Source organism: Devosia epidermidihirudinis, from assembly GCF_000971295.1.
Taxonomy (GTDB): domain Bacteria; phylum Pseudomonadota; class Alphaproteobacteria; order Rhizobiales; family Devosiaceae; genus Devosia; species Devosia epidermidihirudinis.
In genome coordinates, this window is sequence record NZ_LANJ01000002.1 from 88,534 (window position 1) to 114,282 (window position 25,749).

Annotated in this window: 21 protein-coding genes; 8 read left to right on the forward strand and 13 right to left on the reverse strand. The window is 60.9% G+C overall.

Going from position 1 to position 25,749, the window contains the following annotated elements; translation table 11 throughout:
• Positions 1–51: 51 nt before the first annotated feature.
• The 3 genes from WH87_RS01190 to WH87_RS01200 all read right to left on the reverse strand — a co-directional run bounded on the left by WH87_RS01190 (position 52) and on the right by WH87_RS01200 (position 5,064).
• Positions 52–3,507: a chromosome segregation SMC family protein gene (locus WH87_RS01190; protein WP_046137694.1), complete on the reverse strand. Its 3,456-nt coding sequence runs from the start codon at positions 3,505–3,507 to the stop codon at positions 52–54.
• A 159-nt stretch (positions 3,508–3,666) separates the two neighbouring features.
• On the reverse strand, positions 3,667–4,419 hold the full coding sequence (locus tag WH87_RS01195) for a thioredoxin domain-containing protein (RefSeq protein ID WP_052726207.1): 753 nt from the start codon (positions 4,417–4,419) through the stop codon (positions 3,667–3,669).
• A 132-nt stretch (positions 4,420–4,551) separates the two neighbouring features.
• Positions 4,552–5,064, reverse strand: coding sequence for a DUF721 domain-containing protein (locus tag WH87_RS01200; protein ID WP_046137695.1), 513 nt, complete (start codon positions 5,062–5,064; stop codon positions 4,552–4,554).
• Positions 5,065–5,182: 118 nt separating this feature from the next.
• On the opposite strand from WH87_RS01200, the gene WH87_RS01205 reads away from it, so the two are divergent.
• Both WH87_RS01205 and WH87_RS19475 read left to right on the forward strand, forming a co-directional pair.
• Complete coding sequence (locus WH87_RS01205) at positions 5,183–6,211, forward strand: A/G-specific adenine glycosylase (RefSeq protein ID WP_046137720.1); 1,029 nt, start codon at positions 5,183–5,185, stop codon at positions 6,209–6,211.
• A 172-nt stretch (positions 6,212–6,383) separates the two neighbouring features.
• Positions 6,384–6,692 carry a hypothetical protein gene (locus WH87_RS19475; protein ID WP_156167876.1) on the forward strand — a complete coding sequence of 103 codons (309 nt, stop codon included), beginning with the start codon at positions 6,384–6,386 and terminating at the stop codon, positions 6,690–6,692.
• A 199-nt stretch (positions 6,693–6,891) separates the two neighbouring features.
• Here the strand turns inward: WH87_RS19475 and WH87_RS01210 are convergent, their stop codons facing one another.
• The 5 genes from WH87_RS01210 to WH87_RS01230 form a co-directional block, all read right to left on the reverse strand.
• Complete coding sequence (locus WH87_RS01210; protein ID WP_046137696.1) at positions 6,892–7,584, reverse strand: spermidine synthase family protein; 693 nt, start codon at positions 7,582–7,584, stop codon at positions 6,892–6,894.
• Between the two features lie 252 nt (positions 7,585–7,836).
• Positions 7,837–9,513 (reverse strand): RNA-directed DNA polymerase, encoded by a 1,677-nt coding sequence (locus tag WH87_RS01215; RefSeq protein WP_046137721.1) that lies wholly within the window; start codon positions 9,511–9,513, stop codon positions 7,837–7,839.
• An 833-nt stretch (positions 9,514–10,346) separates the two neighbouring features.
• Positions 10,347–11,480 carry a site-specific DNA-methyltransferase gene (locus WH87_RS01220; protein ID WP_046137698.1) on the reverse strand — a complete coding sequence of 378 codons (1,134 nt, stop codon included), beginning with the start codon at positions 11,478–11,480 and terminating at the stop codon, positions 10,347–10,349.
• A gap of 118 nt (positions 11,481–11,598) precedes the next feature.
• Positions 11,599–12,249, reverse strand: coding sequence for a ribonuclease HII (locus WH87_RS01225; RefSeq protein WP_052726208.1), 651 nt, complete (start codon positions 12,247–12,249; stop codon positions 11,599–11,601).
• Between the two features lie 40 nt (positions 12,250–12,289).
• Positions 12,290–12,646, reverse strand: coding sequence for a DUF4180 domain-containing protein (locus tag WH87_RS01230; RefSeq protein WP_046137699.1), 357 nt, complete (start codon positions 12,644–12,646; stop codon positions 12,290–12,292).
• Between the two features lie 76 nt (positions 12,647–12,722).
• On the opposite strand from WH87_RS01230, the gene WH87_RS01235 reads away from it, so the two are divergent.
• Together WH87_RS01235 and WH87_RS01240 are read left to right on the forward strand one after the other, a co-directional pair.
• Positions 12,723–13,328, forward strand: coding sequence for a hypothetical protein (locus WH87_RS01235; RefSeq protein ID WP_156167873.1), 606 nt, complete (start codon positions 12,723–12,725; stop codon positions 13,326–13,328).
• 42 nt (positions 13,329–13,370) lie between these two features.
• Positions 13,371–14,057 carry an HAD family hydrolase gene (locus WH87_RS01240; RefSeq protein WP_046137701.1) on the forward strand — a complete coding sequence of 229 codons (687 nt, stop codon included), beginning with the start codon at positions 13,371–13,373 and terminating at the stop codon, positions 14,055–14,057.
• On the opposite strand, the gene WH87_RS01245 is transcribed toward WH87_RS01240, so the two are convergent.
• Positions 14,054–15,202 (reverse strand): PA0069 family radical SAM protein, encoded by a 1,149-nt coding sequence (locus tag WH87_RS01245; RefSeq protein WP_052726209.1) that lies wholly within the window; start codon positions 15,200–15,202, stop codon positions 14,054–14,056. The genes WH87_RS01240 and WH87_RS01245 overlap by 4 nt on opposite strands.
• Positions 15,203–15,626: 424 nt before the next feature.
• Between WH87_RS01245 and WH87_RS01250 the strand changes: the two genes are divergently transcribed.
• Positions 15,627–17,108 (forward strand): MDR family MFS transporter, encoded by a 1,482-nt coding sequence (locus tag WH87_RS01250; protein ID WP_046137702.1) that lies wholly within the window; start codon positions 15,627–15,629, stop codon positions 17,106–17,108.
• Positions 17,109–17,171: 63 nt separating this feature from the next.
• On the opposite strand, the gene moaB is transcribed toward WH87_RS01250, so the two are convergent.
• The 3 genes from moaB to WH87_RS01265 form a co-directional block, all read right to left on the reverse strand.
• A complete protein-coding gene (gene moaB, locus WH87_RS01255) occupies positions 17,172–17,708 on the reverse strand; it encodes a molybdenum cofactor biosynthesis protein B (RefSeq protein WP_046137703.1) in 537 nt (178 codons plus the stop codon).
• A complete protein-coding gene (locus WH87_RS01260; protein WP_046137704.1) occupies positions 17,686–19,011 on the reverse strand; it encodes an MFS transporter in 1,326 nt (441 codons plus the stop codon). Before WH87_RS01260 ends, moaB begins: the two co-directional genes overlap by 23 nt.
• 337 nt (positions 19,012–19,348) lie before the next feature.
• Complete coding sequence (locus WH87_RS01265; protein WP_046137724.1) at positions 19,349–20,155, reverse strand: uracil-DNA glycosylase; 807 nt, start codon at positions 20,153–20,155, stop codon at positions 19,349–19,351.
• A 68-nt stretch (positions 20,156–20,223) separates the two neighbouring features.
• Between WH87_RS01265 and WH87_RS01270 the strand changes: the two genes are divergently transcribed.
• The 3 genes from WH87_RS01270 to WH87_RS01280 all read left to right on the forward strand — a co-directional run bounded on the left by WH87_RS01270 (position 20,224) and on the right by WH87_RS01280 (position 24,605).
• Positions 20,224–21,870 carry an electron transfer flavoprotein-ubiquinone oxidoreductase gene (locus WH87_RS01270; RefSeq protein WP_046137705.1) on the forward strand — a complete coding sequence of 549 codons (1,647 nt, stop codon included), beginning with the start codon at positions 20,224–20,226 and terminating at the stop codon, positions 21,868–21,870.
• A 112-nt stretch (positions 21,871–21,982) separates the two neighbouring features.
• Positions 21,983–23,722 (forward strand): tetratricopeptide repeat protein, encoded by a 1,740-nt coding sequence (locus tag WH87_RS01275; RefSeq protein ID WP_156167870.1) that lies wholly within the window; start codon positions 21,983–21,985, stop codon positions 23,720–23,722.
• A 7-nt stretch (positions 23,723–23,729) separates the two neighbouring features.
• The gene (locus WH87_RS01280) at positions 23,730–24,605 is read left to right on the forward strand and encodes a 4-(cytidine 5'-diphospho)-2-C-methyl-D-erythritol kinase (RefSeq protein ID WP_046137706.1); all 876 of its coding nucleotides are present in this window, start codon (positions 23,730–23,732) and stop codon (positions 24,603–24,605) included.
• Positions 24,606–24,716: 111 nt separating this feature from the next.
• On the opposite strand, the gene WH87_RS01285 is transcribed toward WH87_RS01280, so the two are convergent.
• Positions 24,717–25,712, reverse strand: a complete 996-nt coding sequence (locus WH87_RS01285) for a polyprenyl synthetase family protein (RefSeq protein ID WP_046137707.1) — start codon at positions 25,710–25,712, stop codon at positions 24,717–24,719.
• Positions 25,713–25,749: the final 37 nt, after the last annotated feature.

Consider the following 25,749-nt stretch of genomic DNA (forward strand, 5'->3'; position numbering starts at 1 on the left):
AAAGCTGTGTATTACGACGCAGCAGAACCAACCTAAGACCAATATCGTCCCTTAGACGGCTTCGCGGAAGCTTTCGGCGGTCGTCAGGTCGACCGAAACCAGCTGGCTGACACCGCGCTCGGCCATGGTGACGCCGAACAGGCGATCCACCCGGCTCATGGTGATCGGGTTGTGAGTGATGACCATGAAGCGCGTATTGGTGCGCTGGCGCATGGATTCGAGCAGGTTGCAGAAGCGCTCCACATTGGCGTCGTCGAGCGGGGCGTCCACTTCGTCGAGCACGCAGATCGGTGCCGGATTGGTGAGGAACACCGCAAAGATCAGCGACATGGCTGTCAGGGCCTGCTCGCCACCCGAGAGCAGCGTCATGGTCTGAGGCTTTTTGCCGGGTGGGCGCGCGATGATTTCTAGGCCGGCTTCCAGCGGATCGTCGCTCTCGACAAAGGTCAGCTCAGCCGTGCCGCCGCCAAAGAGGGTGGTGAACAGCTCCTGGAAGTGGGCGTTGACCTTGACGAAGGCCTCGTTGAGGCGGGCGCGGCCTTCGCGGTTAAGCGACTGAATGCCGGTGCGCAGCTTGGCAATGGCCTCGATCAGGTCGTCCCTGTCCTTGACCATGGTGTCGAGCTTTTCCTGAACCTCGATAGATTCCTTTTCCGCCGACAGGTTCACCCCGCCCAGTCGCTCGCGCTCGGCTTTGAGCCTGTCCAGCCGCTGCTCGGTCGCCGCTTCATTGGGCAACGCCTCCTCTGGGCGAATGCCCGAGGCCTCGAGTGTCTTGGACGCGGGGATGTCGAGGCTTTCTTCGATCTGGCGTTCAATCTGCTGGCGCTGGGCAATGAAGCCCTTGAGGCGCTCGTCGATGCGGGTCAACTCAATGCGGGCATTGGCGAGCAGGTCGGTTGCTGATTTCAGCGCCTTGTCAGCTTCGCGATAGCCGGTCTGGGCAAGGTTGAGTGCGTCGCCCGCGGCCTTGTGTTCGATGCTGGCAGTTTCGATCTGGTCTTCGAGCTGCGCACGACGATCGGCGAAACCATCGGGGGATTGATTGACAGCTGCGAGTTGTGCCGCGACTTCTGCCGTACGCTGATCGAGCGTTGCCAATTGGGCCAGCGCGCCTTCACGGCGACGCTGCCAGCTGGTGCTGTCGCGTTCAAGTTGGGCAATGCGGCTCTCGCGCATACGCGCCGAGGTTTCAAAGCTGCCCAGTTTCAGCCGCGACTGGTCGGCGCGCTCGCGGGCGGCGTCGAGGGAGATCTGCCGGGTCTCGGCAATATCTGCGGCGTCGTTCTCGTCACCTGCCTCATAAAGGGACTGCTCGGCCTCCTCGCGGATGGCCTCGGCCTCGGCAAGGCTGGTGGCCAGACGCGTGCGGGCTTCTTCGAGCGCCGACTGACGGGTGACAAGATCGCCAATGGCGCGCTGCGCCTTGTCGACTTCGCCCTGTGCCGCGCCGATGGCATGTTGGGCCGCGCGCCAGGCTTCACGCTGTTGGCGCTCCTGTTGGCGGGTGGCCTCCAGCGCTGCGGTCAGGGCATCGACATCGCGCTTGAACGCGTTGCGTTCGCCCTTGGAGCGGGCAATGTCTTCATCGAGTTCGGCCAGGCGGTTGCGCTGGGCAAGGCGCTGGGCCGCAGCGCTTGGCGCGTCGGCGGCGGCGATAAAGCCATCCCAGCGCCACAACGCGCCTTCCATGGTGACAAGGCGCTGACCGGGCTTGAGCGCATGCATCAGCGCCGGGCCATCAGCTTCGGAGATCAGGCCGATCTGATCGAGGCGGCGCTTAAGCAGAGCGCTGCCGGTCACATAGCGCGACAGCGGTTCGGCGGCCTGGGGCAGGGCGGGATCATCGGTATGGTCGACCGGCACTGACCAGTGCATCGGCGCGCCGGCGTCCGAGCTGGCGTCGAGGTCATCTCCCAAAGCCGCGCCGAGCGCGGTTTCATAGCCCGGGGCGACCTTGAGTTCATCGACAATGGCTGGCCAGAGGCTGGCGCCGACATTGAGCATTTTCCCCAAAGTGGCCGCTTCCGCCTCAAGGCGGTTGAGGGCGGCTTCGATCTCGGCGAGACGTGGCCGCGTTTCGTCCAGTTTGATCTGCGCCTCTGCAGTCGCCTCTTCGGCGAGCACGGCAGAGTATTCGGCCTCGGCCGTTGCGGCCTGTGCGGCCTCGAGGGCCGCGCGCTTCAGGCTCAGCGTTTCGTCGGCATCCAGGCTGGCATTGACGGTTCGGGCCTCGGCCTCGACATCGGCGATCTCGGTCGTAAGGCGGGCAATGCGCTGGGCGGCTTCCTGGGCGCTGCGCTGCGCCTGGCTGCGACGGGCGCGCATTTGCGAGAGCGCATCGGCTGCGGCGCGCGCTTCGGCCTCCGCGCTAACCACGGCGGCACGCGCGCTTTCGGCCCCCTGCCGGGCGCGGTCGAAATCGGCTTGGGCGGCTTCGCCCTCGGCTGCGAGGATTTCGAGTTCCTCGGCATAGGTCGCGAGCGTGACTTCGCTTTCTGCGCTCAATTCGCGTTCGCGCTCGCCGTCGGCGGCAAGCTGGCGAATGCGGTCCTCAAGTTCGATGCGGCGCTGGCCCATACGGCGCGATTCTTCGGCCAACTGCTCGGCCAGGATGGTGTAGCGCTGCAGCACCGCGCCGGTGACGGCCTCGCGTTCGCGCAGCGGTTGCAGCGATGCGTCGGCGGCTTCGAGTTTCTTCTGTGCCGCCAGTTCGAGGTGGGTAGCGTCGGCCAGATCGCGGATCAGGATAGCCTGCTGCGCCTCGGTTTCCTTTTCGGCGAAGCGGGCGGCGACCCAGCGGATATGATAAAGCGTCGCCTCTGTACGACGGATGTCGCCCGATAACCCACGATAGCGCGTCGCAAGGCGCGCCTGCCGCTTGAGGGTTTCAAGCTGGGTGTCGACCTGCGCGATGATGTCATCGACGCGCTCAAGGTTGGCTTCGGCGGCGCGTAGGCGCAGCTCAGCCTCGTGGCGGCGAGAATGCAGCCCGGAAATGCCGGCTGCCTCTTCGAGCAGGGCGCGGCGGGCGGTCGGCTTGGCAGCAATCAACTCGCCAATCTGGCCCTGGCGCACCATGGCGGGCGAATGGGCACCCGTCGAGGCATCGGCAAACAGCAACTGCACATCGCGGGCGCGCACTTCCTTACCATTGACGCGATAGACCGAGCCATTCTCGCGCTCGATGCGACGCGTGACTTCCAGCACATCAGCATTGTTGAGCGCAGCAGGGGCAGTGCGGTCGGAGTTGTCGAGAACGAGCGTAACTTCGGCAGAGTTGCGGCCTGGGCGATTGCCCGAGCCCGAAAAGATCACGTCATCCATGCCCGAAGCGCGCATGGCCTTGTAGGAGCTTTCGCCCATGACCCAGCGCATGGCTTCCACGAGATTGGATTTGCCACAGCCATTTGGCCCGACAATTCCGGTCAGGCCCGGCTCCATGACAAGGGTCATCTCATCGCAGAACGATTTGAAGCCGTGCAATTTGAGGCGGGAGAATTTCATCGGTCGACGCTGCCAACCGGTGGGAAGACTGGATGCAACGCAATCACGGAAGAGCGACGCTTCATGCGTGCCAGATTTGAGCGGCGGGCAGGCGTACCTGCCCAGCCAGAAAGGGGATAACCCTCTCCCGATGGGGGAGAGGGCACCAATTTTTCAGTGTCAGTTGACAGGCGTTGCGCCCTGATCGGCTGGTGCAGCGTCAGCGGCTGGCTCGGCTGGTGCTGCCGCAGCGGGGGCTGCGCCGGTATCGGTGGCAACGAAATCGGCAGGAATAAGCGGATCGATTTCAGCGCCGAGCTGCTCGAGGGTCTTGTCGCCGCTGAGTGTCTTTCCGTTGACATAGAATGTCGGGGTACCTGAGAGGCCGAAATCATTGAGCGCCTGCTCGCGCACAGCTTCCATCCCGGTGAACAGCGCCTGATTCGTCAATGCGGCGTCGAAAGTTTCCTGGGTAAAGCCGAGCTGCTTGGCGATTTCGAGGATCGCATCGCGCGGTGCTGCCGAGGCAGCCCAGGTTTCCTGGGTCTTGAAGAACGTGGTCAGCACGTTGTGATAATTGGTCGGGCCAGCAGCTTCGGCCAGCATGAACACAGCGGCGTCGAGCACGTTGCGCACGAATGGGCGCGTGATGAACTTGACCTTGCCGGTGTTGACATAGGCTTCAACAAAGCTTGGGGCCACATTGACCGCAAATGCCGCGCAGTGCGGGCAGGTTGGGGAAGCATATTCGATAACGGTGACAGGAGCGCTATCGCTGCCCTGGACGTGATCAACATAGTCACCAGCAGGCGCCATCAGCTTGGCGACATCAACCACGTCGCCTTCTGCGGCGCTGGCAGTGGCGACCCCGCAAAGGCTCAGAGCCGAGGCGGCAGCGGCCAGAATAAGGGTGTCACGGCGGGTAAAGTTCACTTCTAACGCTCCTGTTTTGGTGTGCGGACACTACACGGGGCAATTGTGTGGGCAAGTGGGCACATTCATCAACCTAAGGTGAACGGTCCGGTTGCATTGCGTTGACAGTGAGGCACGATGACGTTGAGGGGCTTATTTCCCCTTCTCTGTCGATCTGTTGGACAGCGCATGGCCAAGCAGGCGAAGCGCCTCCCTCAGATCTTCATTCTCGATATCGGCCACAAGGGCCCCGACCTTTGCAACGGTGCTCGGGCTCGGTTGGTTAGTGTTTTGCTGCCGACCCGCTGAACCAGGCGTGAATGGCTCTGCCGACAAACGGACACTATCCACCAGCACGAAGCCGAAATAGCGGTTCACCGCAGCAGCGATCTTGCCGCCCTCATGGGATATTGCCAGCGCGTGACCCGGAATGCAGCGCAACAGCAATGTGGCGCCCTCGGCGCTGCGTTCGCCGCGCGGCCAGGTCAGCTTGTCGGGAATGGCGACAGTGTCATAGGGCTTGGGTGCCATCACGCTCCAATGGGCAATCAGGTCCCGGCTGGCAAAGCCGCGCTTTTTCAACACCGGATCGAGCGCGCCACTGAGCGCATCAGCGACGCTGAGCGAGCGATTGCGGCGTTTCGGTTCGGGCAGGTCTTTGGCCATAGCAAGCAAGTAGCCCCAGCATGCCTATCCCACAAGAGGGGAGCGTGATCGTGGCCCTTGTGGGAAGGGCAGCGGTGATTGTATCCGAGGGACTATGTATCTCGCCAATCCCGCCCCCATCGACGCGACTGCCGTATTGGCCTGGTATGATCGGCATGCGCGCGATCTGCCGTGGCGGGTTTCCCCTGCGGATCGCGCAGCCGGCGTGCGGCCCGATCCCTATCGGGTCTGGCTCAGCGAAGTGATGCTGCAGCAGACGACGGTTGCGGCCGTCAAAAAGTTCTTCCTGCGCTTCACCAGCTTGTGGCCGACCGTGTTCGACCTGGCCGCCGCGCCACTCGATAGCGTGCTCAAGGAATGGGCTGGGCTCGGCTACTACGCCCGCGCGCGCAACCTCCATGCCTGCGCCGAGGCGGTGGTGCGCGACCATGGTGGCGTTTTTCCGCAGACGTCGGCGGGCCTGCAAACCCTGCCGGGCGTCGGCGCCTATACCAGTGCTGCCATTGCCGCGATCTGTTTTGACGAAAAAATTGCCGTGCTCGATGGCAATCTCGACCGGGTCTTGGCGCGCTATTATGCGCTGCCGGTTCCCGTGCGAGAGGCAAAGGACGAGCTGCGCGCTGCCTTGCAGGCCTCGGTGCCCCAACGTGCCGGCGATTTTGCGCAGGCCATGATGGATCTCGGTGCCACGATTTGCGCGCCGCGCACCGCTCTCTGCATGCTGTGCCCCATCCAGCGCGGTTGCATCGCCACCGAGGCAGGCGATCCGACAGTGTATCCGATCAAGCCAACCAAGGCCGAGCGCCCCGTGCGCAAGGGCCACGCCTATGTAATGCTCGACGCGTCTGGCGACGTCTATCTGCAGTCGCGCCCCGACAAAGGCCTGCTCGCCAAAATGACCGAAGTGCCGGGGTCCGACTGGGCGGCCGATCTCCCTGATGCAAACTATCCGGCCCAAGGCGACTGGCGCCATCGCGGGCAAGTGGTCCACATCTTCACCCATTTCCGACTGGAACTGGAAATCTGGTCGGCAACCGTCCCCGCCGAAACCCTCGACGGTGGCTGGTGGACCGAACCAGCAGCCCTGAAATCCGAAGCCCTGCCAACACTGTTCCGCAAGGTGCTGGCAACGGCGGGGTTGGAATAGAAGGGCTGCCATGACCGAGTTTTCGTCCTACATTTCTTCCTAACGCAGGACCGAAGATCGAGGCGAGCAATTGTCGACACCACGGAATGAGCGCTTTTCTCGGATATGGCTCGCGGCCAACACGGGAAATGCTCCCAAAGTGCGCCGTCGATCCGGGAACAGGCCACACCAATTGTTGCTGGATCTCAGTCACACCAAACCCGAAAGGGCTGTGGAGCTGGTTCTGGTGATTGCTGAACGAACGGATGACCAGAGCGCGCTCAGCTACTTGGGGGGCGGGCCTTTGGTCAATGTTCTGTGGAGCGATGCGGCGTCTATAGCGCTAAAACAGATACATGCTGCGCCCAAGACCTTTGGTAAAACCTCGGTCGTGCGAGAGGCTCTGTCCTACGCGCATACACCTGAGATTGATCGAGGGCTTCGCGCAGCGCTCGATCCTTCGGATCGACCGGTATTTGGACACAAACAAAAAGGCCGCTGAGCGCTTCCTCCGTTTCATTGTCGACGAAGTTATCCAGCATCATAGAGCTGCCGCAGGCGCGGCAATCTGAACAGTATAGAAGGGGGTGGGAAGCCGACGGTCAGTTTTTGGACGGCTGCTCTGGGAAACTATCATTCGCTGGGCGAACAAGCTTCGATGGCAACCGTCCCCACTTATGTCGTTTTATTCCCTCTCCGGATTACAGCGGCCTGACACTTGTCCCACTGGGCCTCACGGCAATCCAAATGGTGTGACGGTCGCCCTTGCCGTTGCTGCGGGCGCGAACGGTCACTTCCTCGATCGCCATTCCGGTTTGCCTCAAGCGCTTGGTAAATCTGGCATCGGAGTAAGAGGACCAAACGGCCAGGTGGCCGCCCGTCGTCAGTGCCGACCTGGCGGCAGCAAGGCCAGCGGCATTGTACAGCCGGTCATTGGCGGGACGAAACAGTCCGTCGGGACTATTGTCTACATCAAGCAGGATAGCATCGAATAGCTTGCCGCCGCCGATGGCGGTAGCGACGTCACCCTGGTGAATGCGAACACGAGGATCGTCGAGGCTGGTGCCATGCAAAACGGCAAGCGGACCACGCGCCCAGGCGACCACCTCGGGAACCAACTCGGCCACCACGATTTCGCTGTCGGCGGCAAAGCACTGAAGGGCAGCACGCAAGGTAAACCCCATGCCAAGGCCGCCGATTAGAATTCGGGCTTTTGGGCGAGCGCCTACCCGGGAGGCCGACAGCGCGGCCAATTGCTCTTCTGAATGGTTCTGCCGGTTGTTCATCAGGGTGACAACGCCGGACATAATGGAGAATTCGCTGCCGCGTTGCATCAGTGTCATGACGCCACCACCCGGCATGGTGGTTTCACCGAGTTTTACCCATGGTAGCATCAATATCTCCAGTCTGGTCCAGCGAATCGCCACTGCTGCACCGCGCTATGCTCTAGCGTAGGTCATAGGACACTCCCCACAAACGTCGGCTTTTGGCTCCGGCTGTTGCTGAGTTCAACGGCCGGAATGGGGTCGACTGCCGACCGGCAACATCGGGGTGGTTTGCTGCCTGACGGCTTCTGGCCGGCGAAGCTGTGGTAGCGGCCGTTTAGGTAGCCGCCGCACTTCGACGGCAACGCACCTCACTTCCGACTAATAGCCCCCGTAATCGTCGCCGGGGAGTTCCCATTCGTCGGGAAAATCCTGGGCGTCTATTTCTTCCATTTTCCAGCTCCGAAGCGCTGCCATGTGGCGCACGAAGGCATCCGATGGCTTCTTAGGCTTGCTGCGTCGAACATTCTTGAGACGCCGCTCCTTATCGTAAAACGACACGTTCCGCCGTCGGAGTTCGGCAAAATAGAGGTGGTTTTGAACGAAGCCAGCAGTGGGAGGCGTCAACCAGCCTTTCAGGTCCGCTTCGTAGGCTACGAGCCACAGATTGGACTCAAGCCCTTTTGTCGTCATCGCTTGGGTCCACAGCGACACATCAATCGCCCCGTCAATGAGGCCCATCTGGCGCAGGTCGAGCAAGACCAAAGCGCAAGCCGAGCTCTCCAATTTCGTCACTGGCTGCACCCAATCCGCTGGAAGGGTGATCCTCAGCATCTTAGCTAGGAACAAGGCCCACGAGATTTCGTAGTGAGCGGCCGATGGCCCACACTTCGCGATGGTATCTTTAATGAATTTTGCAATCCGGTCCTTTTTAACCGGAAAGCCCTTTGCATTGTATAGTGCCAAAAGGTGCACCACCATCGGTACGGTGGTCGCGTTCGCCCGAGCCGCTTTCAATAAGTAAGTCTCGAACTGAGGCCAGTTCACCCTTAGAATATCGACGCTTCGGAGAAGGTTGACGGCGAAGCGAAGGACATTCGACCGTTTATATTCGGCGGCGAAGTGGAAAGCTTGAGCGAAATAGTGGTCGATGGTCTTGGATTGCTCGGAAAACTCAGAGGAAATGGGGCTCTGGCGTAGTGCGGTCGGCCAAACAGCCTGTATCTCGGTGGCCGAGTTCACTACCTTTGTCTTCTCAGGATGTATCTCCAACTCGTAATCACGGGCAGCCGCTGCGAGCACGGCTATCGCCTCTTCGGCCTGCCCAGCATTGTCGAAGCCGATGTACCAATCGTCCACGTTCCGAACGATACTTTCGGCCGCTAAGTTCAACTCCGCTTGCACTCTGGCATCAATGGACACTGCTACAATTTCCGCGATTATGCGGGATGTGTCGGGCCCGACGGGAATGCCGATAGTCTGGTTGTCCTGCCCCTTGCGAACAGCCTTATCCAAACGAGCTCCCAGTGAGGGGTCATAAACAGCGGCGTTGTTCAAGTTAGTCTTGGCCCATGCCTTGGTATGCAATCCCCACGGAATGGCATGAGTATAGAGTGTGCCGTAAAATCGAGAAATATCCGCGACGAGCGCATGATTGTGGATCGCCGAGATTTCAGAGTGCCTCAAGGAGACAAGTCGGAAGTCTGGCGTCGAGACGGCCCTATCTCGGTCGAATTTAATCTCAACCTCTTCGACGCCAAAAGTACACGAAGTAAGGTGCTTATGAATTTGTTGCCAATCATCGGCAATGAGCTTCGCCACATGGTACTGCGCGATCGGATTGACGATCGCTAATTCCCGTCGCCAATCAGTTACCTTTGGGATGCTAAATCGCTCCGGATTTGTCCTCGGATACTGCGGATAATTTGGGAGTGCTGCCCATGCATCACCAATGGCACGGCGGTACTTTGCGAAATCTGCAGTCGTGAATGCCGGCGGCAACTCTTCTGGGAAGTACCCGGCCGCCAATAGCGCTTTCAGTCTTTCGCTTTTGGACATTACTTCCCCCATCAGCTTGGTCCGAAGGAAGGAATTACATAGCGGGGATTTGCTATCAACGACTTATCGTAATGACGTTATGGCGGGTCGCAGGCGATGTGTGCCAATCGCCGCATGGGAATCCGCTGATAGGAGTGAACTGCGAGAGGCCGCGTTCGTCGATGTGAATCCAAACCCGGACAGTCTCGCTCCGGCCCAGCTTAAGCCGGTGCTGAATGAACGGCAGGTTTCGGGTGCTCCGCATCTTATCGTCAAGGACTGACTTGGGGTCGAAAACAGACAGCCTGTAGGTCATTCATTCACCGCGCCGAGGTGCCCTCCCACCGGCTCTCACCCTCGGGTCGGCTTGAGGGTGACCAATGCGGTTCGGACAGCTCGGCTCCCCAGAATTCAAAATAGTTATCCCCGGCCGCAAGACCTTGCCCATACTTGCGCTCATCCCCGCCAATCACGCGGTGCTGACGAGGCATTGGGCGGGGGGACTGGAAGCTGGGGTCGCCCGGCACCGGCGTGGATGCTGACCACCGGCCCGCCGGGGCGTCTGCAGCAGGGCCAATCGACTGGTCTCGACTGCAAGCCGCTTCGGAACCCCACAGGGGAAGCCGCTCGATGCGTGCGCTGGAAAAGCCAGATCGTGTGAAGCGGCTTTTGCCTCTTCAATAAACCAATCTGGGGGCGTCAAGCCCTCGGGGGCGAAAGCCGCTTCACACCGTGTCACCGCAAGCCATCTGGCCGGGCGGCGCTTTTGCACGTCCGTGCCCCCAAAACAAAAAGGCCGCCGGGGATGAACCGGCGGCCAGTTAAAGAGCCTGAGACATGATTGGAGGTCAGGATCAGGCAGAAAGCAAATCAAGTTTTTGGCGGATACCCGCCCGTAAATCATCAATTGGGGCCACTTTGCCCGCTTGCTCGTGGTGCCAGAAAGTCCACCCGTTGCATGACTCGAACCCCTGAACCAGTGCGCCGACCTTGTGGATCGAACCCTGGTGGTTGCCCGAGACGAGTGAGCCGTCTGCACGAACCATGGCGAAGTAACGTTTCGTTAAGTCGAAGAGTTGCGCGCCTGGTTCAATTAATCCTTGCTCGATCAGCGAACCGAACGGAATGCGGGTTTCCTGACGTTTCGGCTTGACCGACTGCAACGCCTCGAACACGCCGGGGCGGATCGTGGCGATGCGCTGACGGGCAGCGTCGATATAGCTCTGCTCGCGCTCGATGCCGATAAAGTGGCGGCCCAGCTTGCGCGCGACGGCGCCCGTGGTCCCTGTGCCAAAGAATGGGTCCAGCACGATATCGCCGGGCTTGGTCGTGGCGTTCAGAATGCGGAACAGCAGGGCTTCCGGTTTCTGGGTCGGGTGGACCTTGCCATCGTCCTCATCCTTGAGCCGCTCGGCGCCGGTGCAGATGGGGAACAGCCAATCGCTGCGCATCTGCGTGTCGTCATTGGCCAGCTTCATGGCTTCATAGTTGAAGGTGACGCGGCTTTTCTGGCTCTTTGCAGCCCAGATCAGCGTTTCATGCGCATTGGTGAACCGCGTGCCGCGGAAGTTCGGCATCGGGTTGGCCTTGCGCCAGATCACGTCGTTGAGCATCCAGAAATCGAGATCCTGGAGCGCCGTGCCGACGCGGAAAATATTGTGATAGCTGCCAATGACCCACAGTGCGCCATCGGGCTTGAGCAGGCGGCGAGCCGCCTTCAGCCAGGCACGGGTGAACTGGTCATAGTGGGCAAAGCTGTCGAACTTGTCCCAATCGTCATCCACCGCATCCACCTTGGATTGATCGGGGCGGGTGAGGCCCTGGTCAAGCTGCAGGTTATAGGGTGGGTCAGCAAAAATGAGATCAACCGAGCCGGCCGGCAAGGAATTCATGTGGTCGATGCAATCGCCCACAAGAATGGTATCGATCGGGAGACGCTGTGCCTCCTCCGCAGCGGCTACAGGAGCCGTACGCGCGGTACGCAACATACACTTAACCCTAACGCATTACTAACCAGCCCGTTATAGCGCGTCAGAGTTAATGGAGCGTTCGCAAGGGGTTAGCGGGAGGTTAAGAGCTGTCTCAACTTGGCCCCGGCCAACGAGATTACCCGACGACCGTCAACCGGACCCGCGCGGCGGCAACCGGGGCGAAGGCCTCGCGGTGGTGGCGGCAAGGGCCGTGCTCGGTCAGCGCCCGCAAATGCTGGGGCGTGCCATAGCCCTTGTGCCCGGCAAAGCCGAAATGCGGTGCGTCACAATCCATAATGGCACACATGCGGTCACGGGTGACCTTGGCGACAATGGACGCCGCCGCAATCGACACGCTCCGCCCGTCGCCACCGATCAGCGCGAGGCCCTCGCAGGGCAGGCCCATTGGCACGTCACGGCCATCAACCAAGACGCGATCGGGCAGCAGCGACAGGCCGCGCACCGCCTGGGTCATTGCCCATAGGGTGGCGCCACGAATGTTATGGCTGAGAATGATCGAGGGTGGGGCGACGACGACCGACACGCTGGCGCAAGCGACGATCTGCTCGAACAGCGCTTCGCGCTGATCTTCGTTGAGCTTTTTGGAGTCGTTGAGCCCTTGGGGGATGTGCGCTGGGTTCAGCACGACCGCCGAAACCACTACGGGGCCTGCCAGCGGACCGCGACCAGCCTCGTCCACACCTGCAACAAGGCGGGCCCCCCGTGCCTGCAATGCAAGCTCGTGGCTATAATCGGGAGCTGTCTGAACGGTCGAATCGAATAACATCGCGCCAGCATCCGCCTCGGCGCCGTCAAGTCAACGCGCGTTAGAGGCGATCCAGCATGGTTTGCCGGTCTGGCACGAAAAGGTGATGGCCACGTCGGTTGGTCTCATACACAAAGTCATGCAGCGACTTGCTCGCGGTGACTTCGGCTGAGATGTCGCCCACGATCACCAACCGGCAGTCGTAGTTCTGCAATTTTTGGAAGAAGCCTCCCGCCAGCCCGCTGCGCAGCTCGAAGAACTGTGGATCAAGCCGATCAACAGGAATGACCACCACACTTGCATCGACAGCGAAGGCCTCGCTCAGCACATCTGACGCGTCGCGTTCGGTCCCGAGGCGCGGCCCTTGGCTGTCGAACTCGATCAGCGTGAGGCCATTGTACTGCGTCGTCTTCACCATAAGCTCCAGTTCTGCGCGCTGCCCTGCAATCTTCGCATTGCCTTGCTATATTATGGCAATGAGGGGGGCATTAGTCGTGAGTTATGCGTCGATGATCAATGCCAGTTTGCGGGCTTTCGCTTTGTTGCTGGTCTCAATTGCCCCGGTTGCGGCGGCGCCGTTTCATCATCCCTTGGGAGAGTGGCGTGAGTATAACCGCGATTGGCTGGCAGTATGCCCCGACGTGATAGACGAAGACGCGACACATTTTTACGGGTTCTCCTGCTTTGCGAGTACGGGAGGGGCCCAGCTCAACGCCACCAGACTACCGGCCTATAAGCTGACCGTTTTGCACAATCGCCTGTCGGGTGATCTCGATATTGCGGTGACGGTAGCCGCCGACGGGGTGACGACAGATACCAGTCGACCGCTGGTGTTGGCGTTTGGCGGTGAAGCGCCAACCTTGCTGGATTTTACCAGCGATCTCGAAACCCGCTACGACACTGCCAACCAGTTTTTCGTTGTGGACGAGGCCAAGCGCATGGCGTTGCTCGACAAAATGGTGGAGCGGAACGCGCTTGTCATGACTGTGCCACTAACGGGTGGCACGGCAAGCATGGTCGAAGTGCTCCTTTCGCTGCGGGGACTGGCCGCGTCCCTCGATTTTATGGCCACCTATGCCCGCAAGGTCGCGCAATACTGATAGGTGTGGCCGCACTCTCTTTCTTTCTGTTCGGATACGACGATGATTCCCACGCCTGGCGCCGCACTGCTGTTTGATATCGATGGCACGCTGGCCGATACCGATCCGATCCACCTCGAAGCATTTAACCGCACGTTCGAGCCCTACGGGTTTCACTTCGACAAGGCGCGCTTTGCCATTGAACTGCAGGGCATGGCCAACGAGGCGATTGCTCGTAAGTTCGTGCCACATCTGTCGCCGGACGAGCAGATGGCCGTGATGCTGGAGAAGGAGGCGATCTTTCGCGACCTCGCTGCCACCGAGATCCATGCCGTGCCGGGTCTGTTCGATCTGATGGATATGGCTGATGCGGCTGGATTGCCCATGGCGGCCGTGACCAATGCGCCACGCCTCAATGCCGATTTGATTCTCAATGGCCTGGGGATCGCGCATCGGTTCAAAGCACTGGTGATTGGCGAGGAATTGGCGCACGGCAAGCCGCACCCACTGCCTTACCTTGAAGGTCTCCGCCAGCTCGGCGCCAATCCTGCGTTCACCGTTGCCTTCGAAGACTCTCGCACCGGCATCACGTCAGCCACTGGGGCAGGGTTGCAGACTGTGGGCATCCGCACGAGCCTTGCCCATGATGAGATGATCGCCGCCGGAGCCTCGATCACGGCATCACGCTATGACGATCCGGTCCTGCTCGAATTCATCGCGGCCCGTACAGGCGCGCTTGTCGCGAGCTAGAACAGGCTCATCTGGCGGTCTTCCAACTTCGGCGCGACAAACAGATCGTTGCGCAGAGGCGGGAGCTTGGCATCCAGACCATAGCGCTCGCGCCCCTTGTCAAAGCGCTGGCGCAACAGCGTGGCATATGGACCCTCGCCAGTGAAACGCGTGCCAAAGCGTGGGTCATTGTCGCGACCGCCTCGCGTATCGCGGACCAGCGACAGCACATGACGCACGCGGTCTGGGAAATGGCGCAGCAGCCATTCACGGAAAACGTCGCGCACTTCGCCGGGCAGCCGCAGCAATATCATCGAGGCGCTGCGTGCGCCCTGGGCCGCAGCGGCATCCAGAATACGCTCCAGCTCCATATCGTTGATCGCCGGGATCATCGGCGAGGCGAACACCGCAACGGGCACACCTGCCTCGCTCAACGCCCGGATCGCCTCGAGGCGACGGGCGGGCGAGGAGGCGCGGGGCTCCATCTTGCGGCTCAGCTTGTGGTCCATCGAGGTCATCGAGATGGCGACCTTGACCAGCCCCAGCGTAGCAAGCTCGGTCAGCAGATCTAGATCGCGCAGGATCAGGGCTGATTTGGTGGTGATCATCACCGGATGCTTGGTTTCCAGCATCACCTCAAGAATGCCACGCGTCAGCTTATGCTTGCGCTCGGCAGGCTGGTAGGGATCGGTATTGGTGCCCATGGCGATGGGCTTGGGCTTGTAATTGCGCGCGCCAAATTCGGCTCGCAGCGCCTCGACGGCATTGGCCTTCACATAAATATCGCGCTCAAACTCGATTCCGGCCGAGTGGCCCAGGAAGGCGTGGGTGGGCCGCGCGAAGCAATAGGAGCACCCGTGCTCGCAGCCACGATAGGCGTTGATCGAGCGCTCAAAGCCAATGTCGGGGCTGTCATTGGTGGTGATGATGGTTTTGGCGCGCTCGGTGTGCTCGACGGTTTCGAACAGGCCGAGCGGTTCGACATTGTCCCAGCCGTCATCGAAGCTCTCGCGGGTCTGCCTTTCAAAGCGGCCGCTATTGTTGGACTGAGCGCCACGGCCACGAATGCGGTCTGGGTTCAGCAGTTCGCGACGTGCCAGATCGGCATCGCGGCTGCGACTGAGCTGTTCCAATGCTTCGAAAGATGGAGCCTGATAGAGGGCCATGGGCTGTCTCCTGCCGGACGCGCAACAGTCGAATCGTGACTGAGGAACGTGTCCCAGGATGTAACAGCTCCATGAGAACAAAACAAGAACTGTAACTTTGTGGCCTTTCTGATATGGGATACCACCTTCGGATAAGGAAGGGCGGAATCACGCATTTTGCAGGGCAGGGCTGCAAATGAACGACTGGACGGCTTAAAATGAGACGGCTAAACCATCGTTCCTTGGCGATGGTGGGCGTAACAGTCCCGTCGTCCAGCACAGATATTGAATGTTGATCTTTACTGGCTGCCGCCTTTCGTAAAGCCACAACTTAACTATCAGATCACTGACAGAGCCTGTCGCAGATTAAATTGAAGATGGCGTCGAACTACGACGACGCCATTCGTCGCCGTGCCGACAGCGCAAATGAATCCGGGGAATGACTATGAGTACCGACGCAACAACTTTTGACGCCGCGACGGCGAGTGAGCCGAGTAGCGCAGACAATGCGGCCCGCAGCAAGCTGGTTATCGCCCTGCTGCTGGTGTCGACCTTTGTCGTCTTTTTGAACGAGACGATCATGAGCGTGGCCATCCCCCACCTCATGCACGATCTTGGTGTAGCGGCGAGCGCCGCTCAGTGGCTGACGACGGCATTCCTTTTGACCATGGCCATCGTCATTCCGGTGACCGGCTTTCTGTTGCAGCGCATGAATACCCGCCCGATCTTCGTGCTGGCCATGTCCACCTTCACTATCGGAACCCTGATCTGCGCCGTCTCACCAGGTCTTGAGCTGCTCATCACCGGTCGTGTGGTGCAGGCTATCGGCACGGCGATTATGATGCCGCTGCTGATGACCACGCTGATGACGTTGGTGCCGCCCGAAAGCCGCGGCAAGACCATGGGCAACGTGTCCATCGTCATGTCAGTGGCGCCGGCAATCGGCCCAACGGTTGGTGGCTTCATTCTCGCTCATTTCGAATGGCGCTGGATGTTCATCCTTGTCCTGCCAATCGCCATCGGCGCGCTGATCCTGGGCTTCAAGAAGATCCAGAACGTATCGACCCCGCGCTATGCACCGCTCGACGTACTCTCGGTGATCCTGTCGGCATTTGCCTTCGGCGGTCTGGTCTATGGCTTGTCGAGCCTTGGCGAAGGGGCACATGAAGGCGCAATGTTCCCGATCTGGCTGCCACTGGTCATCGGTGTCGTCGCCATGGCGGCGTTCGTCTGGCGTCAGCTGGCCCTGCAGAGCGACAATCGCGCTCTGCTTGACCTGCGTACCTTCCAGTCGCGCAACTACAGCGTGTCGGTCATCACCATGGCGATCGCCATGATGGCGCTTTTCGGCACGGTCATCTTGCTGCCGATCTACACCCAGAACGTGCTTGGCCTCGACACGCTGCAGACCGGTCTGCTGATGCTTCCCGGTGGCCTGATCATGGGCGTGCTTGGTCCGGTTGTTGGTCGTCTCTACGACAAGGTTGGTCCGACCGTTCTGCTGGTTCCCGGCACTGTGGTAGTTTCGGCCGTGATGTGGGCGCTGACCCTTGTGGATCAGAACACGTCTGTGTGGGCAGTCCTGGCTGGCCACATGGCCATCAGTATTGGCCTCGCGTTCACCTTCACCCCGCTTTTCACTGCTTCGCTGAGCTCGGTACGCAAGGATCTCTATTCGCACGCCAGTGCCATTCTGGGCTCGATTCAGCAGGTTGCCGGTGCAGCCGGTGTGGCTCTGTTCGTCGCATTGATGACCATTCAGACGACGAGCCTTGTGACCTCCGGTACCGATCAGGTGACCGCGCTGGCAGGTGGCATCCGTCTCGCCTTCCTCGTTGGAGCCGTGATCTCGCTGTTCGCCGTGCTGGCCGCCTTCATGGTGCGCAAGCCTGACAACGATGATTCCGAGCCGCATTACGGCCACTAAAACTGCAAACGGCGCCCATTGGGCGCCGTTTGTTTTTGGTACAGTCAGATTGGATGGACGTGCTCAGCGCTCATCGAGACGCGGCATCAGCTCGACGAAATTGCAGGGCTTGTGGCGGTAGTCGAGCTGGTGGGTCAGAATTCCTTCCCACGCGTCCCGACATGCGCCGCGCGAGCCGGGCAGGCAGAAGACGAATGTCGTGCCGATCAGGCCGCCTGTCGCGCGCGACTGGATCGAACTGGTGCCCACGGTGGTCGCCGAGTACTGGTGGAACAGCACCGAGAACCCATCCATCCGCTTGTCGAACAAGGGCTCCACGGCCTCTGGCGTGACGTCGCGGCCCGAAAAGCCCGTGCCGCCCGTGGTGAGGATCACGTCGACCCTCGGGTCGGCGACAAAGCCCTGCACCGCATGGCGGATCAACTGGATATCGTCGCGGATGACGACGCGCTCGGCACAGCTGTGGCCATCTGCCTCCAGCAGCGATTTGAGCAGTGCGCCGCCGGTGTCGGTTTCCAGCGTGCGCGTGTCAGAGACGGCAATGACGGCGATGGACAGGCGCTTAAACGCGCGGTCCTCAAATCTTTCCGTCTTGAACATTGCCGGTCTCTCCATTGCTCGACGCCAATTCCTCGGGCACCGGCTCTTCATCCACCGGCATTTCGTACTCTTCACTATCAGTCCGTGGGTCGAGCACAATAGTTTCCGGGGTCACCTGCTTGTCATTGCCCATTGGCTGGAATGGCGCACGGTCGGCCGCATCAACGCTCTTGCGCACGCGCATCCGCAGATAGGCGGCGATGGCGAGAAGGGCATGGAACAGGGCGGTGATGACAAACAGGCCCACCGGCGACCACGCGCCCATGATCATCGAGGCGATGGCAGGGCCAATGGCCAGGCCAATGCCCAGGATAAGCAGCATACCGCCAGCAATCTTGGCGAAATCTCCATCCTTGGCGAAGTCGTTGGCATGGGCGACGGCCACCGCATAGATCGGGTTGGCGGCAAAGCCGTAGGCGGCAAAGAGGACATACATCACCCAGCCCGCCTCCGGATTGATCAGGAGGATCAGCAGACCGACGAGCGATGCGAAGCCTGAAAGGCCAATCAGAACGAGGCGGCGGTCGATGCGATCGGACAGGCGGCCAAAGGGGATTTGCGCCACCGCGCCAAGAATAGCGGCAACGGCGAAGAGCAGGGCGATGCCGCTGGCATCGAGCCCACGCTCATAGCCGTATACCGGCGCCAGCGTACCAAAGGCGCCGTTGGCCATGCCCACCGAAAAGGCGGCAATCGCCGCGACGGGCGAGGTGCGATAGAGCAGGCCCACGTCGATCTTGGCCGAGGCCAGCGGGCGGGGCTGGGGGCTCGAGGTCAGGGCAGTGGGCAGCACGGCGCAGATAAAGCTAATGGCACCAAGGACGAACGGCACATAACCCGCAGTGCCGGTGATCGACATGGCGATCTGGCCTAGGGTCGAAGCGGCCATGTTGATGGTCACATAGACCGAAAAGATCGTGCCGCGGCTTTTGTTCTCCGCAACTTCATTGAGCCAGCTCTCGACGATCATCGCGGCGCCGGCAAAGCAGAAGCCGGACAGCGCACGCAGCAGTATCCAGCTGATATCGTTGATCAAAAGCAGGTTGAGCAGGATGGTGATCGTGCCAATCGCCGCCATAACCGAAAACGCGCGGATATGGCCAACCTTGCGCACCACCAGCGGTACGGTGATCGAACCAGCAACGAAGCCGACTGACCAGCCGGTACCAATCAGGCCCAGCGAAAGTAGCGAAAAGCCTTCCTCCGCGCCACGAACCGACAGCAAGAGACCCTGCAGGCCACCACCGAACATAAGGAGAGCGGAGCCCAGAAACAGGGCATAGATCTTGATAACGGAGGCCATGACGCTTTCGGCTGCTTTGGTTTTGAAAAACGTTGCAAATCACGTGAAGGTGACAATAACGCGGCGACCTTGACAACCCATGACAGACAACACGGTTGCCTGTTTTTTCATCATGGCGGTGAGGAGGGGAATGAGGACGACGCTAATCTTGTCGTTTGCGCCTAGTTCGCCCTCGCGCAGTCGCTTCCCTCGGACTTGATCCGAGGGTCTCTTGCCATGCGTGCCGTGCTGCGAGTGGCCCGCGGATCAAGTCCGAGGGCAGCGACGGTGATTTGGGGTGGACCTTGCATCAGCTCGGTGTCATTCCCGCGAAGGCGGGGTCGACGTTGGCCGGGCCCTAACCCAGACCCAGCTCTTCGAGCTTCATCTTCAAACTCAGCAAATCCATCCAGGCCTGCTGCTTGGCGGGTGGATTGCGCAGCAGGTAGGCGGGATGCAGCGTCGGGAGCGCCTCTACTGAGTACTTGCCAATTGTCACGGTCTGCCATTTGCCGCGCATCTTGATGATACCATTGGTGGTATCGAATACGGTCTGCATGGCGGGGCCACCCAGCGTCAGGACGATCTTGGGCGCAACCAGTTCAACCTGGCGGTGGAGGAAGGGCAGGCAGAGGGCCAGTTCTTCTGGCGAGGGCGTGCGATTGCCTGGGGGACGCCATGGCACGGTGTTGGCGATATAGACCTTGGTACGATCCAACCCAATCGCCGCGAGCATGCGATCGAGCAATTCACCTGATTTTCCGACAAACGGTTTGCCCTGACGATCCTCTTCAGCGCCAGGGGCTTCGCCGATCAGCATGATGTCTGCCTCAGGATTGCCATCGGCGAACACCAGCTGGGTCGCGCGCAGCTTGAGGCCGCAGCCGTTGTAGGCAGCCAGAGTTGCCTGTAGCTCGTCCAGCGTCTGGGCGGATGCAGCAAGGTTTCTGGCCTCGGTGGGATCGCCGCCAATGGGCAAGACGTCGGCGGTTCGTTCTGGTGGCCGCTCGGTTTGCGGCATGGCAATCGGCGCGGTGCGCACGGGGGCGCGCTGCGCGAACCGGTCTATCGGTTCCTCGCCAACAGCGATGTCGACCCCGGCCGCTCGATACCATTCGAGCACCGAGACCATTTCGTCGCGATTTAGCGGTCGATCTTCAGACATGTTCTCTGTTATGTCACAGCGCGTTTGGCGCGGCCACCCGCGCATCTGCACGTTCAAGGGCATCCTATATGGCAGAGGCCGGTAACCGCGAAAGCCTTTCGACCGATATCGTCATTGTTGGCGCCGGTCCGTCTGGGCTTGCCGCTGCAATTCGCCTCAAGCAGCGCCATCCCGAGCTGTCGGTGACAGTGGTGGAAAAAGCCGCAGAAGTCGGCGGGCATATTCTGTCGGGCGCGGTGATGGACCCTATTGGGCTCGATGCGCTGATCCCGGACTGGCGCCTCAAGGGTGCGCCGGTTGGCCCGGACGTCACGACCGACACCTATCATTTCCTCACGGCGCAGCACGACTTCGCCTTTCCACACGCGCTGATTCCGCCGCAGATGAAAACGCCCAACGGCGTCATCGTCAGCCTCGGGAACCTGGTGCGCTGGCTCGGCGAGCAGGCGGCTGAGCTGGGCGTTGATATTTTTCCGATGACAGCTGCTGTCGATGTACTCGGCTCAGACAAGGGCCCAGTGCGCGGCATCATTACCGGCGACCTCGGTCGTGATCACGCGGGTAATCCAAAGCCCGGCTTTGCCGAAGGCATTGCGCTGGAAGCCAAATATACGCTGATCGCCGAAGGCGCGCGGGGCTCGCTGGCCAAAAAGGTCATCGCCAACCATCGCCTGGAGCGCGAGCCGCAGAAATATGGCCTGGGCATCAAGGAAGTCTGGGAAATCCCGGCTGATCGGCACCAGCCCGGCAAGGTCGACCACTACCTCGGCTTCCCGCTCGATAATGGCACCGCTGGCGGTGGTTTTGTTTACCACGCCGAGGATCGCAAGCTCTATGTTGGGCTCGTGACCTATCTCGATTACAAAGATCCGACGCTTTCGCCATTCGACGAATTCCAGCGCTTCAAAACGCATAAGGCCGTTGCGCCACTGCTTGAAGGCGCCACGCGCATCAGCTACGGCGCGCGCACGGTGACGGCCGGTGGCTGGCAATCGATTCCCACGCTGGCGTTTGCTGGCGGTGGTTTGATCGGCTGCGCAGCAGGCTTCATGAATGCCCCACGGCTGAAGGCGATCCACAATGCCATCCTTTCCGGTATTGGCGCAGCTGATGCCGTTGCCGATGCCATCGCGAAGGGCCGTCAGCACGATATCATCAAAGACCTCGGCCACCGCGTGTTGGCCACTGGCATTGGTCGGGAACTGCAGGGCGTCAGCAACGTCAAGCCACTGTGGTCGCGACTGGGCACTGTGGTGGGTGCAATGGCGGGCGGTGCGGACCTTTGGTGGCGGGCGATTTTCAAGACGTCGCTGCTCGGTCCGCTGCACCACAAGCATCAGGACTATGTCGGCCTGCGCCACAAGGGGCAGCGGCCAGCGCGCAGCTATGCCAAGCCTGACGGTAAGTTGACCTTTGATCGGACCTCGTCGGTCTATCTCGCCAATCTGGCGCATGATGAAGACCAGCCGGTTCATCTCAAACTGGCTGATCCCGCTGTGCCCGTGCGCGATAACCTGCCGCTTTATGGTGAGCCCGCGCCGCTCTATTGCCCGGCTGGTGTTTATGAAGTGGCCGAAGAGGGCGGGGCGCCTGGATTCCGCATTCACGCGGCCAATTGCGTGCACTGCAAGACCTGCGACATTAAGGACCCGGCCCAGAACATCACATGGGTTCCGCCCGAGGGTGGTAGCGGCCCGAATTACAGCGGGATGTAACCAATTATGCGCATGATCACGCTATCGTGGCGCGACCTTGCGGCGCAGTCCCAAAACGGACAATCTTCGCCCTCAGAACGGGCCCGGTAGGGCCAAGGGAGTTATCAGCCTCGTGACATTGTTTCTGAACCGCTTCGCGCGTCCGGCCCTGGTGGCTCTCCTGTTGTCGACGACCGCCGCGAACGCCGCACAAACGGCCCAGTCGGCGGACTCGCCGCGCCAAATGCAAAACGGTCTCGACATGCTGTCGCTGGCCCGCATCAGCGTCACGGGTGCCTATATGGCTGGCCAGCAGGCGCTGCAGGATCTGCGCACCGAGGAAGCTGCGCGCTACTTCAATCGCGCTGCACAGGGCGATTGGAGCAATCCCATCATGGTCGAGCGCGCGTTCATCGCGTTTGCCGCCGATGGGCAGATCGGTCAGGCTGCGGCCACGGCCAAGCATTTGCTCGATATCGACCCACAGAATCAGCTGGCCGAACTCGTCGTTGCGACTGAGGCGCTGAAAGAGCGCCGCTATGGCGCAGCCGACAAACTGCTCGGCACCATCGGACAGGACAGCTTTACTGGGATCACCGCCAGTATTCTGCGGGCCTGGGCACTGGTTGGCGCAAACCGCAAGCCCGAAGCAGATGCGCTGCTCGACAAGCTCGGCAATACCGGCCTCGAAGATTTCCTCGTTTTCCATCGTGCGCTGATGGCCGAGACCGCTGGTGACACGCAGCTGGCGATCCGTCTTGCCCGTCAGGCGTTTGAAGCCGAGCCCTATGTGGCGCGGATCGTTGAGGTCTATGCGCGCATCCTTGCCAATGCCGGCCGGTTTGAAGACGCCAAGGCGGTTATCGCAGAGTTCGAGGCGCAGGGGCTGACCCATCCGGTTGTCACTATCGTCAAACACCAGATCGAAGCTGGTCAGCGCCCCGGCATCTTCGCCGCCAATGTACAGATCGGCGCGGCCGAAATGTTCCACGGCATCGGTGTTGCGCTGTCGCGCGATGGCAGCCTGGATCTTGCCTTGGTGTTCCTACGCATGGGGCTCTATCTCGACCCCAATGCCGATGTGATTGCGCTGGCCATTGGTCAGTTGCTCGACAATTCCAACCAGCACACCGCCGCAAACTCGATTTACGAGGCCATTCCGGCGACCTCGGCGATGAAGCCGACTGCTGTTGTGCGTGTGGCGCAGAACCTCGACGCTACCGGTGATCGGAAAGAAGCGCTCCGTCGCTTGAACAACATCGTCGCCGCCCAGCCCGAGGATCTTGATGCGGTTTCCGTGTTGGGTGACCTGCTGCGCTACGATGAGCAATATACCAAGGCCGCCGAAGCCTACACCAAGGCGTTGGAACTGACGGGAGGTACCAACCCGGCCGATTGGCGTTTCTACTATGTGCGTGGCATTGCCTATGAGCGCGCCAAGGAATGGCCGAAGGCCGAGGCGGACTTCCAGGAAGCGCTCAAGCTCAACCCAGACCAGCCACAGGTGCTGAATTATCTCGGCTATAGCTGGATCGATCAGGACATGAACCTGCAGCCTGCGCTCGAAATGATCGAAAAGGCCGTCGCCGCACAGCCGCAGGATGGCTACATCGTTGATTCGCTCGGCTGGGCTTTCTACAAGCTGGGTCGCATCGATGAAGCGGTCAAAACCCTTGAGCGTGCTGTGTTGCTGCGCCCCAACGATGCCGAGATCAACGACCATTTGGGCGATGCTTATTGGAAGGCCGGGCGCAAGCTCGAAGCCAGGTTCCAGTGGAATGTCGCATCGTCGGTCGATCAGGAAGGCAACGTCAAGGAGCGGGTCGCGTCCAAGCTGGTCGACGGACTGACCGACCAGAACGCCACCGAATAGGTTCGGCATGCCCGAACCGATCGTTCAGGTCGCTCCGGCCAAGATCAATCTCGCGCTGCACGTCACCCGTCGGCGCGAGGATGGCTACCACGACCTCGAAAGCCTCGTGGTGTTCGCGGACGTGGCGGACGAGCTTTCGGCCATTCCAGCGAACACCGATACGCTCGCCATCACTGGGCCGTTTTCCGGTGGGCTGAGTAATGGCGATACGAACCTCGTGGCCCGTGCAGTCGCCGCGTTTCGCGCGCGCTGGCCGGATGCTATCGAGAGCGGGCTGGCGCTGCGCCTGCAAAAGAACCTTCCGGTTGCGGCCGGCATTGGCGGTGGTTCTGCTGATGCGGCCGCTGCCTTGCGCCTGTTGGCCGGGATGGCGCCTTATCCCATTCCGTTTGCCAATCTGTCTGACCTTGCAGCAAAGCTCGGCGCGGATGTGCCCGCTTGCCTCGTCTCGGCGCCGCTGATCGCCAAGGGTGTCGGCGAAAAGCTCGAGCCGCTACCGGACTTCCCAGCGTGCCATATCGTGCTGGTCAATCCGATGGTGCCGCTGGCGACAGTCGATGTGTTCCGCCGCCTGCGGGCGCATGACAATTATCCGCTCCCCGAATTGCCGACGCCGCTGACACGCCCGGCGCAGTTGGGCATCTGGCTGGCCGAGACGCGGAATGATCTGGAACCTCCAGCAGTGAAGCTGGTGCCGGTTATTGGCGATATCATCGAGCAATTGGGGCAGACGCAGGGATGTATCCTCGCCCGCATGTCTGGTTCAGGCGCCACTGTGTTTGGGCTGTTCGGGTCGAGCGGGCAGGCCCATCAGGCCGCGCAGGTCATGCGGGCAGCAAATCCTGACCATTGGGTCGCGGCAGCGCCGCTGGTATTGCCCTGAAAACTAACTAGTCCGCCGACAGACGCTTCCCGCGGACTTGATCCGCAGGTCTTGGTTCACATGTGCTGTGCTGAAAGTGGCCCGCGGATCACGTCCGCGGGAAGCGATGGGTCAATAAGCCCGCAATACGCTGAATTCGACGACGTCGTTCAGCAACGTCCGCATTTCGGAGGGTGGCAGGACTTCAAGTGCCTGCTGGGCCGAGCGGGCGTGGGCGTGAGCCTGCTCCATCGTGCGGGTCAGGGTCTTGTGTGCCTCAAGGATCGCGACGACTTCGGCAACCTGCGCGTCGGTGGCGTCCATCTTGCCAAGAGCGGCGGCAATGGTCGCGCGCTCGGCTTCACTGCCTTCCGACAGTGCCAGAATGATCGGCAGGGTCATCTTGCCCTCGCGCAGATCGTCGCCGGTGTTCTTGCCAAGGGTGCCGGCCTGCCCGCCATAATCGAGCACGTCGTCGACCAACTGGAACGCATTACCTAGCTCAAGGCCATAACGCGCCAGAGCCTGGCGCCCGGCTTCGTCTGCGCCGCCGGACATGGCGCCCACTTCGCACGCCGCCTGGAACAGCACGGCGGTCTTAGCGCGAATGACTTCAGCATAGTCGGCGGGAGTCGTCGTCAGATCGCCCGTCTTGGACAGCTGGAACACTTCACCTTCTGCCATGACAGCCGAGGCGGCGGACAGTACGCCGAGCGATGCAATGTCGCCGGTTTCCACCATCATCATGAAGGCTTGGCCGAGCAGGAAATCGCCAACTAGGATCGATGCCTTGTTGCCCCAGACCATGCGCGCTGCTGGCTTGCCGCGACGCATGTCGCTCTCGTCCACCACATCATCGTGCAACAGGGTGGCATTGTGCATGAATTCGACGGCGGCGGCGAAATTGATGGCGGTGCCGGTACCTTTGGCGAACAGCATGGCTGCGGCCACGGTCAACATCGGGCGCAAACGCTTGCCGCCGCTCTCGATCAGATAGCGAGCCAGCTCGGGCACCATGTCGACGTGGGAATGGGCGCGCGAAAGAATCAGCGCGTTGACCTTGGCCATTTCAGCTTCGGTCGCAGTCAGGAGCCGCTCGATTGGGCTGGCAACCGGCGCCTCTTTCATTTGCGTCAGAATTGACACGCTATTTAGTCCTCATCTA

Excerpts from the sequence above, each read along its gene's own strand:
- WH87_RS01190 (WP_046137694.1), bottom strand. The coding sequence starts at position 3,507 with ATGAAATTCTCCCGCCTCAAATTGCACGGCTTCAAATCGTTCTGCGAT.
- WH87_RS01200 (WP_046137695.1), bottom strand. The coding sequence starts at position 5,064 with ATGGCCAAAGACCTGCCCGAACCGAAACGCCGCAATCGCTCGCTCAGC.
- WH87_RS01210 (WP_046137696.1), bottom strand. The coding sequence starts at position 7,584 with ATGCTACCATGGGTAAAACTCGGTGAAACCACCATGCCGGGTGGTGGC.
- WH87_RS01215 (WP_046137721.1), bottom strand. The coding sequence starts at position 9,513 with ATGTCCAAAAGCGAAAGACTGAAAGCGCTATTGGCGGCCGGGTACTTC.
- WH87_RS01220 (WP_046137698.1), bottom strand. The coding sequence starts at position 11,480 with ATGTTGCGTACCGCGCGTACGGCTCCTGTAGCCGCTGCGGAGGAGGCA.
- WH87_RS01225 (WP_052726208.1), bottom strand. The coding sequence starts at position 12,249 with ATGTTATTCGATTCGACCGTTCAGACAGCTCCCGATTATAGCCACGAG.
- WH87_RS01230 (WP_046137699.1), bottom strand. The coding sequence starts at position 12,646 with ATGGTGAAGACGACGCAGTACAATGGCCTCACGCTGATCGAGTTCGAC.
- WH87_RS01240 (WP_046137701.1), top strand. The coding sequence starts at position 13,371 with ATGATTCCCACGCCTGGCGCCGCACTGCTGTTTGATATCGATGGCACG.
- WH87_RS01245 (WP_052726209.1), bottom strand. The coding sequence starts at position 15,202 with ATGGCCCTCTATCAGGCTCCATCTTTCGAAGCATTGGAACAGCTCAGT.
- WH87_RS01250 (WP_046137702.1), top strand. The coding sequence starts at position 15,627 with ATGAGTACCGACGCAACAACTTTTGACGCCGCGACGGCGAGTGAGCCG.
- moaB (WP_046137703.1), bottom strand. The coding sequence starts at position 17,708 with ATGTTCAAGACGGAAAGATTTGAGGACCGCGCGTTTAAGCGCCTGTCC.
- WH87_RS01260 (WP_046137704.1), bottom strand. The coding sequence starts at position 19,011 with ATGGCCTCCGTTATCAAGATCTATGCCCTGTTTCTGGGCTCCGCTCTC.
- WH87_RS01265 (WP_046137724.1), bottom strand. The coding sequence starts at position 20,155 with ATGTCTGAAGATCGACCGCTAAATCGCGACGAAATGGTCTCGGTGCTC.
- WH87_RS01270 (WP_046137705.1), top strand. The coding sequence starts at position 20,224 with ATGGCAGAGGCCGGTAACCGCGAAAGCCTTTCGACCGATATCGTCATT.
- WH87_RS01280 (WP_046137706.1), top strand. The coding sequence starts at position 23,730 with ATGCCCGAACCGATCGTTCAGGTCGCTCCGGCCAAGATCAATCTCGCG.
- WH87_RS01285 (WP_046137707.1), bottom strand. The coding sequence starts at position 25,712 with ATGAAAGAGGCGCCGGTTGCCAGCCCAATCGAGCGGCTCCTGACTGCG.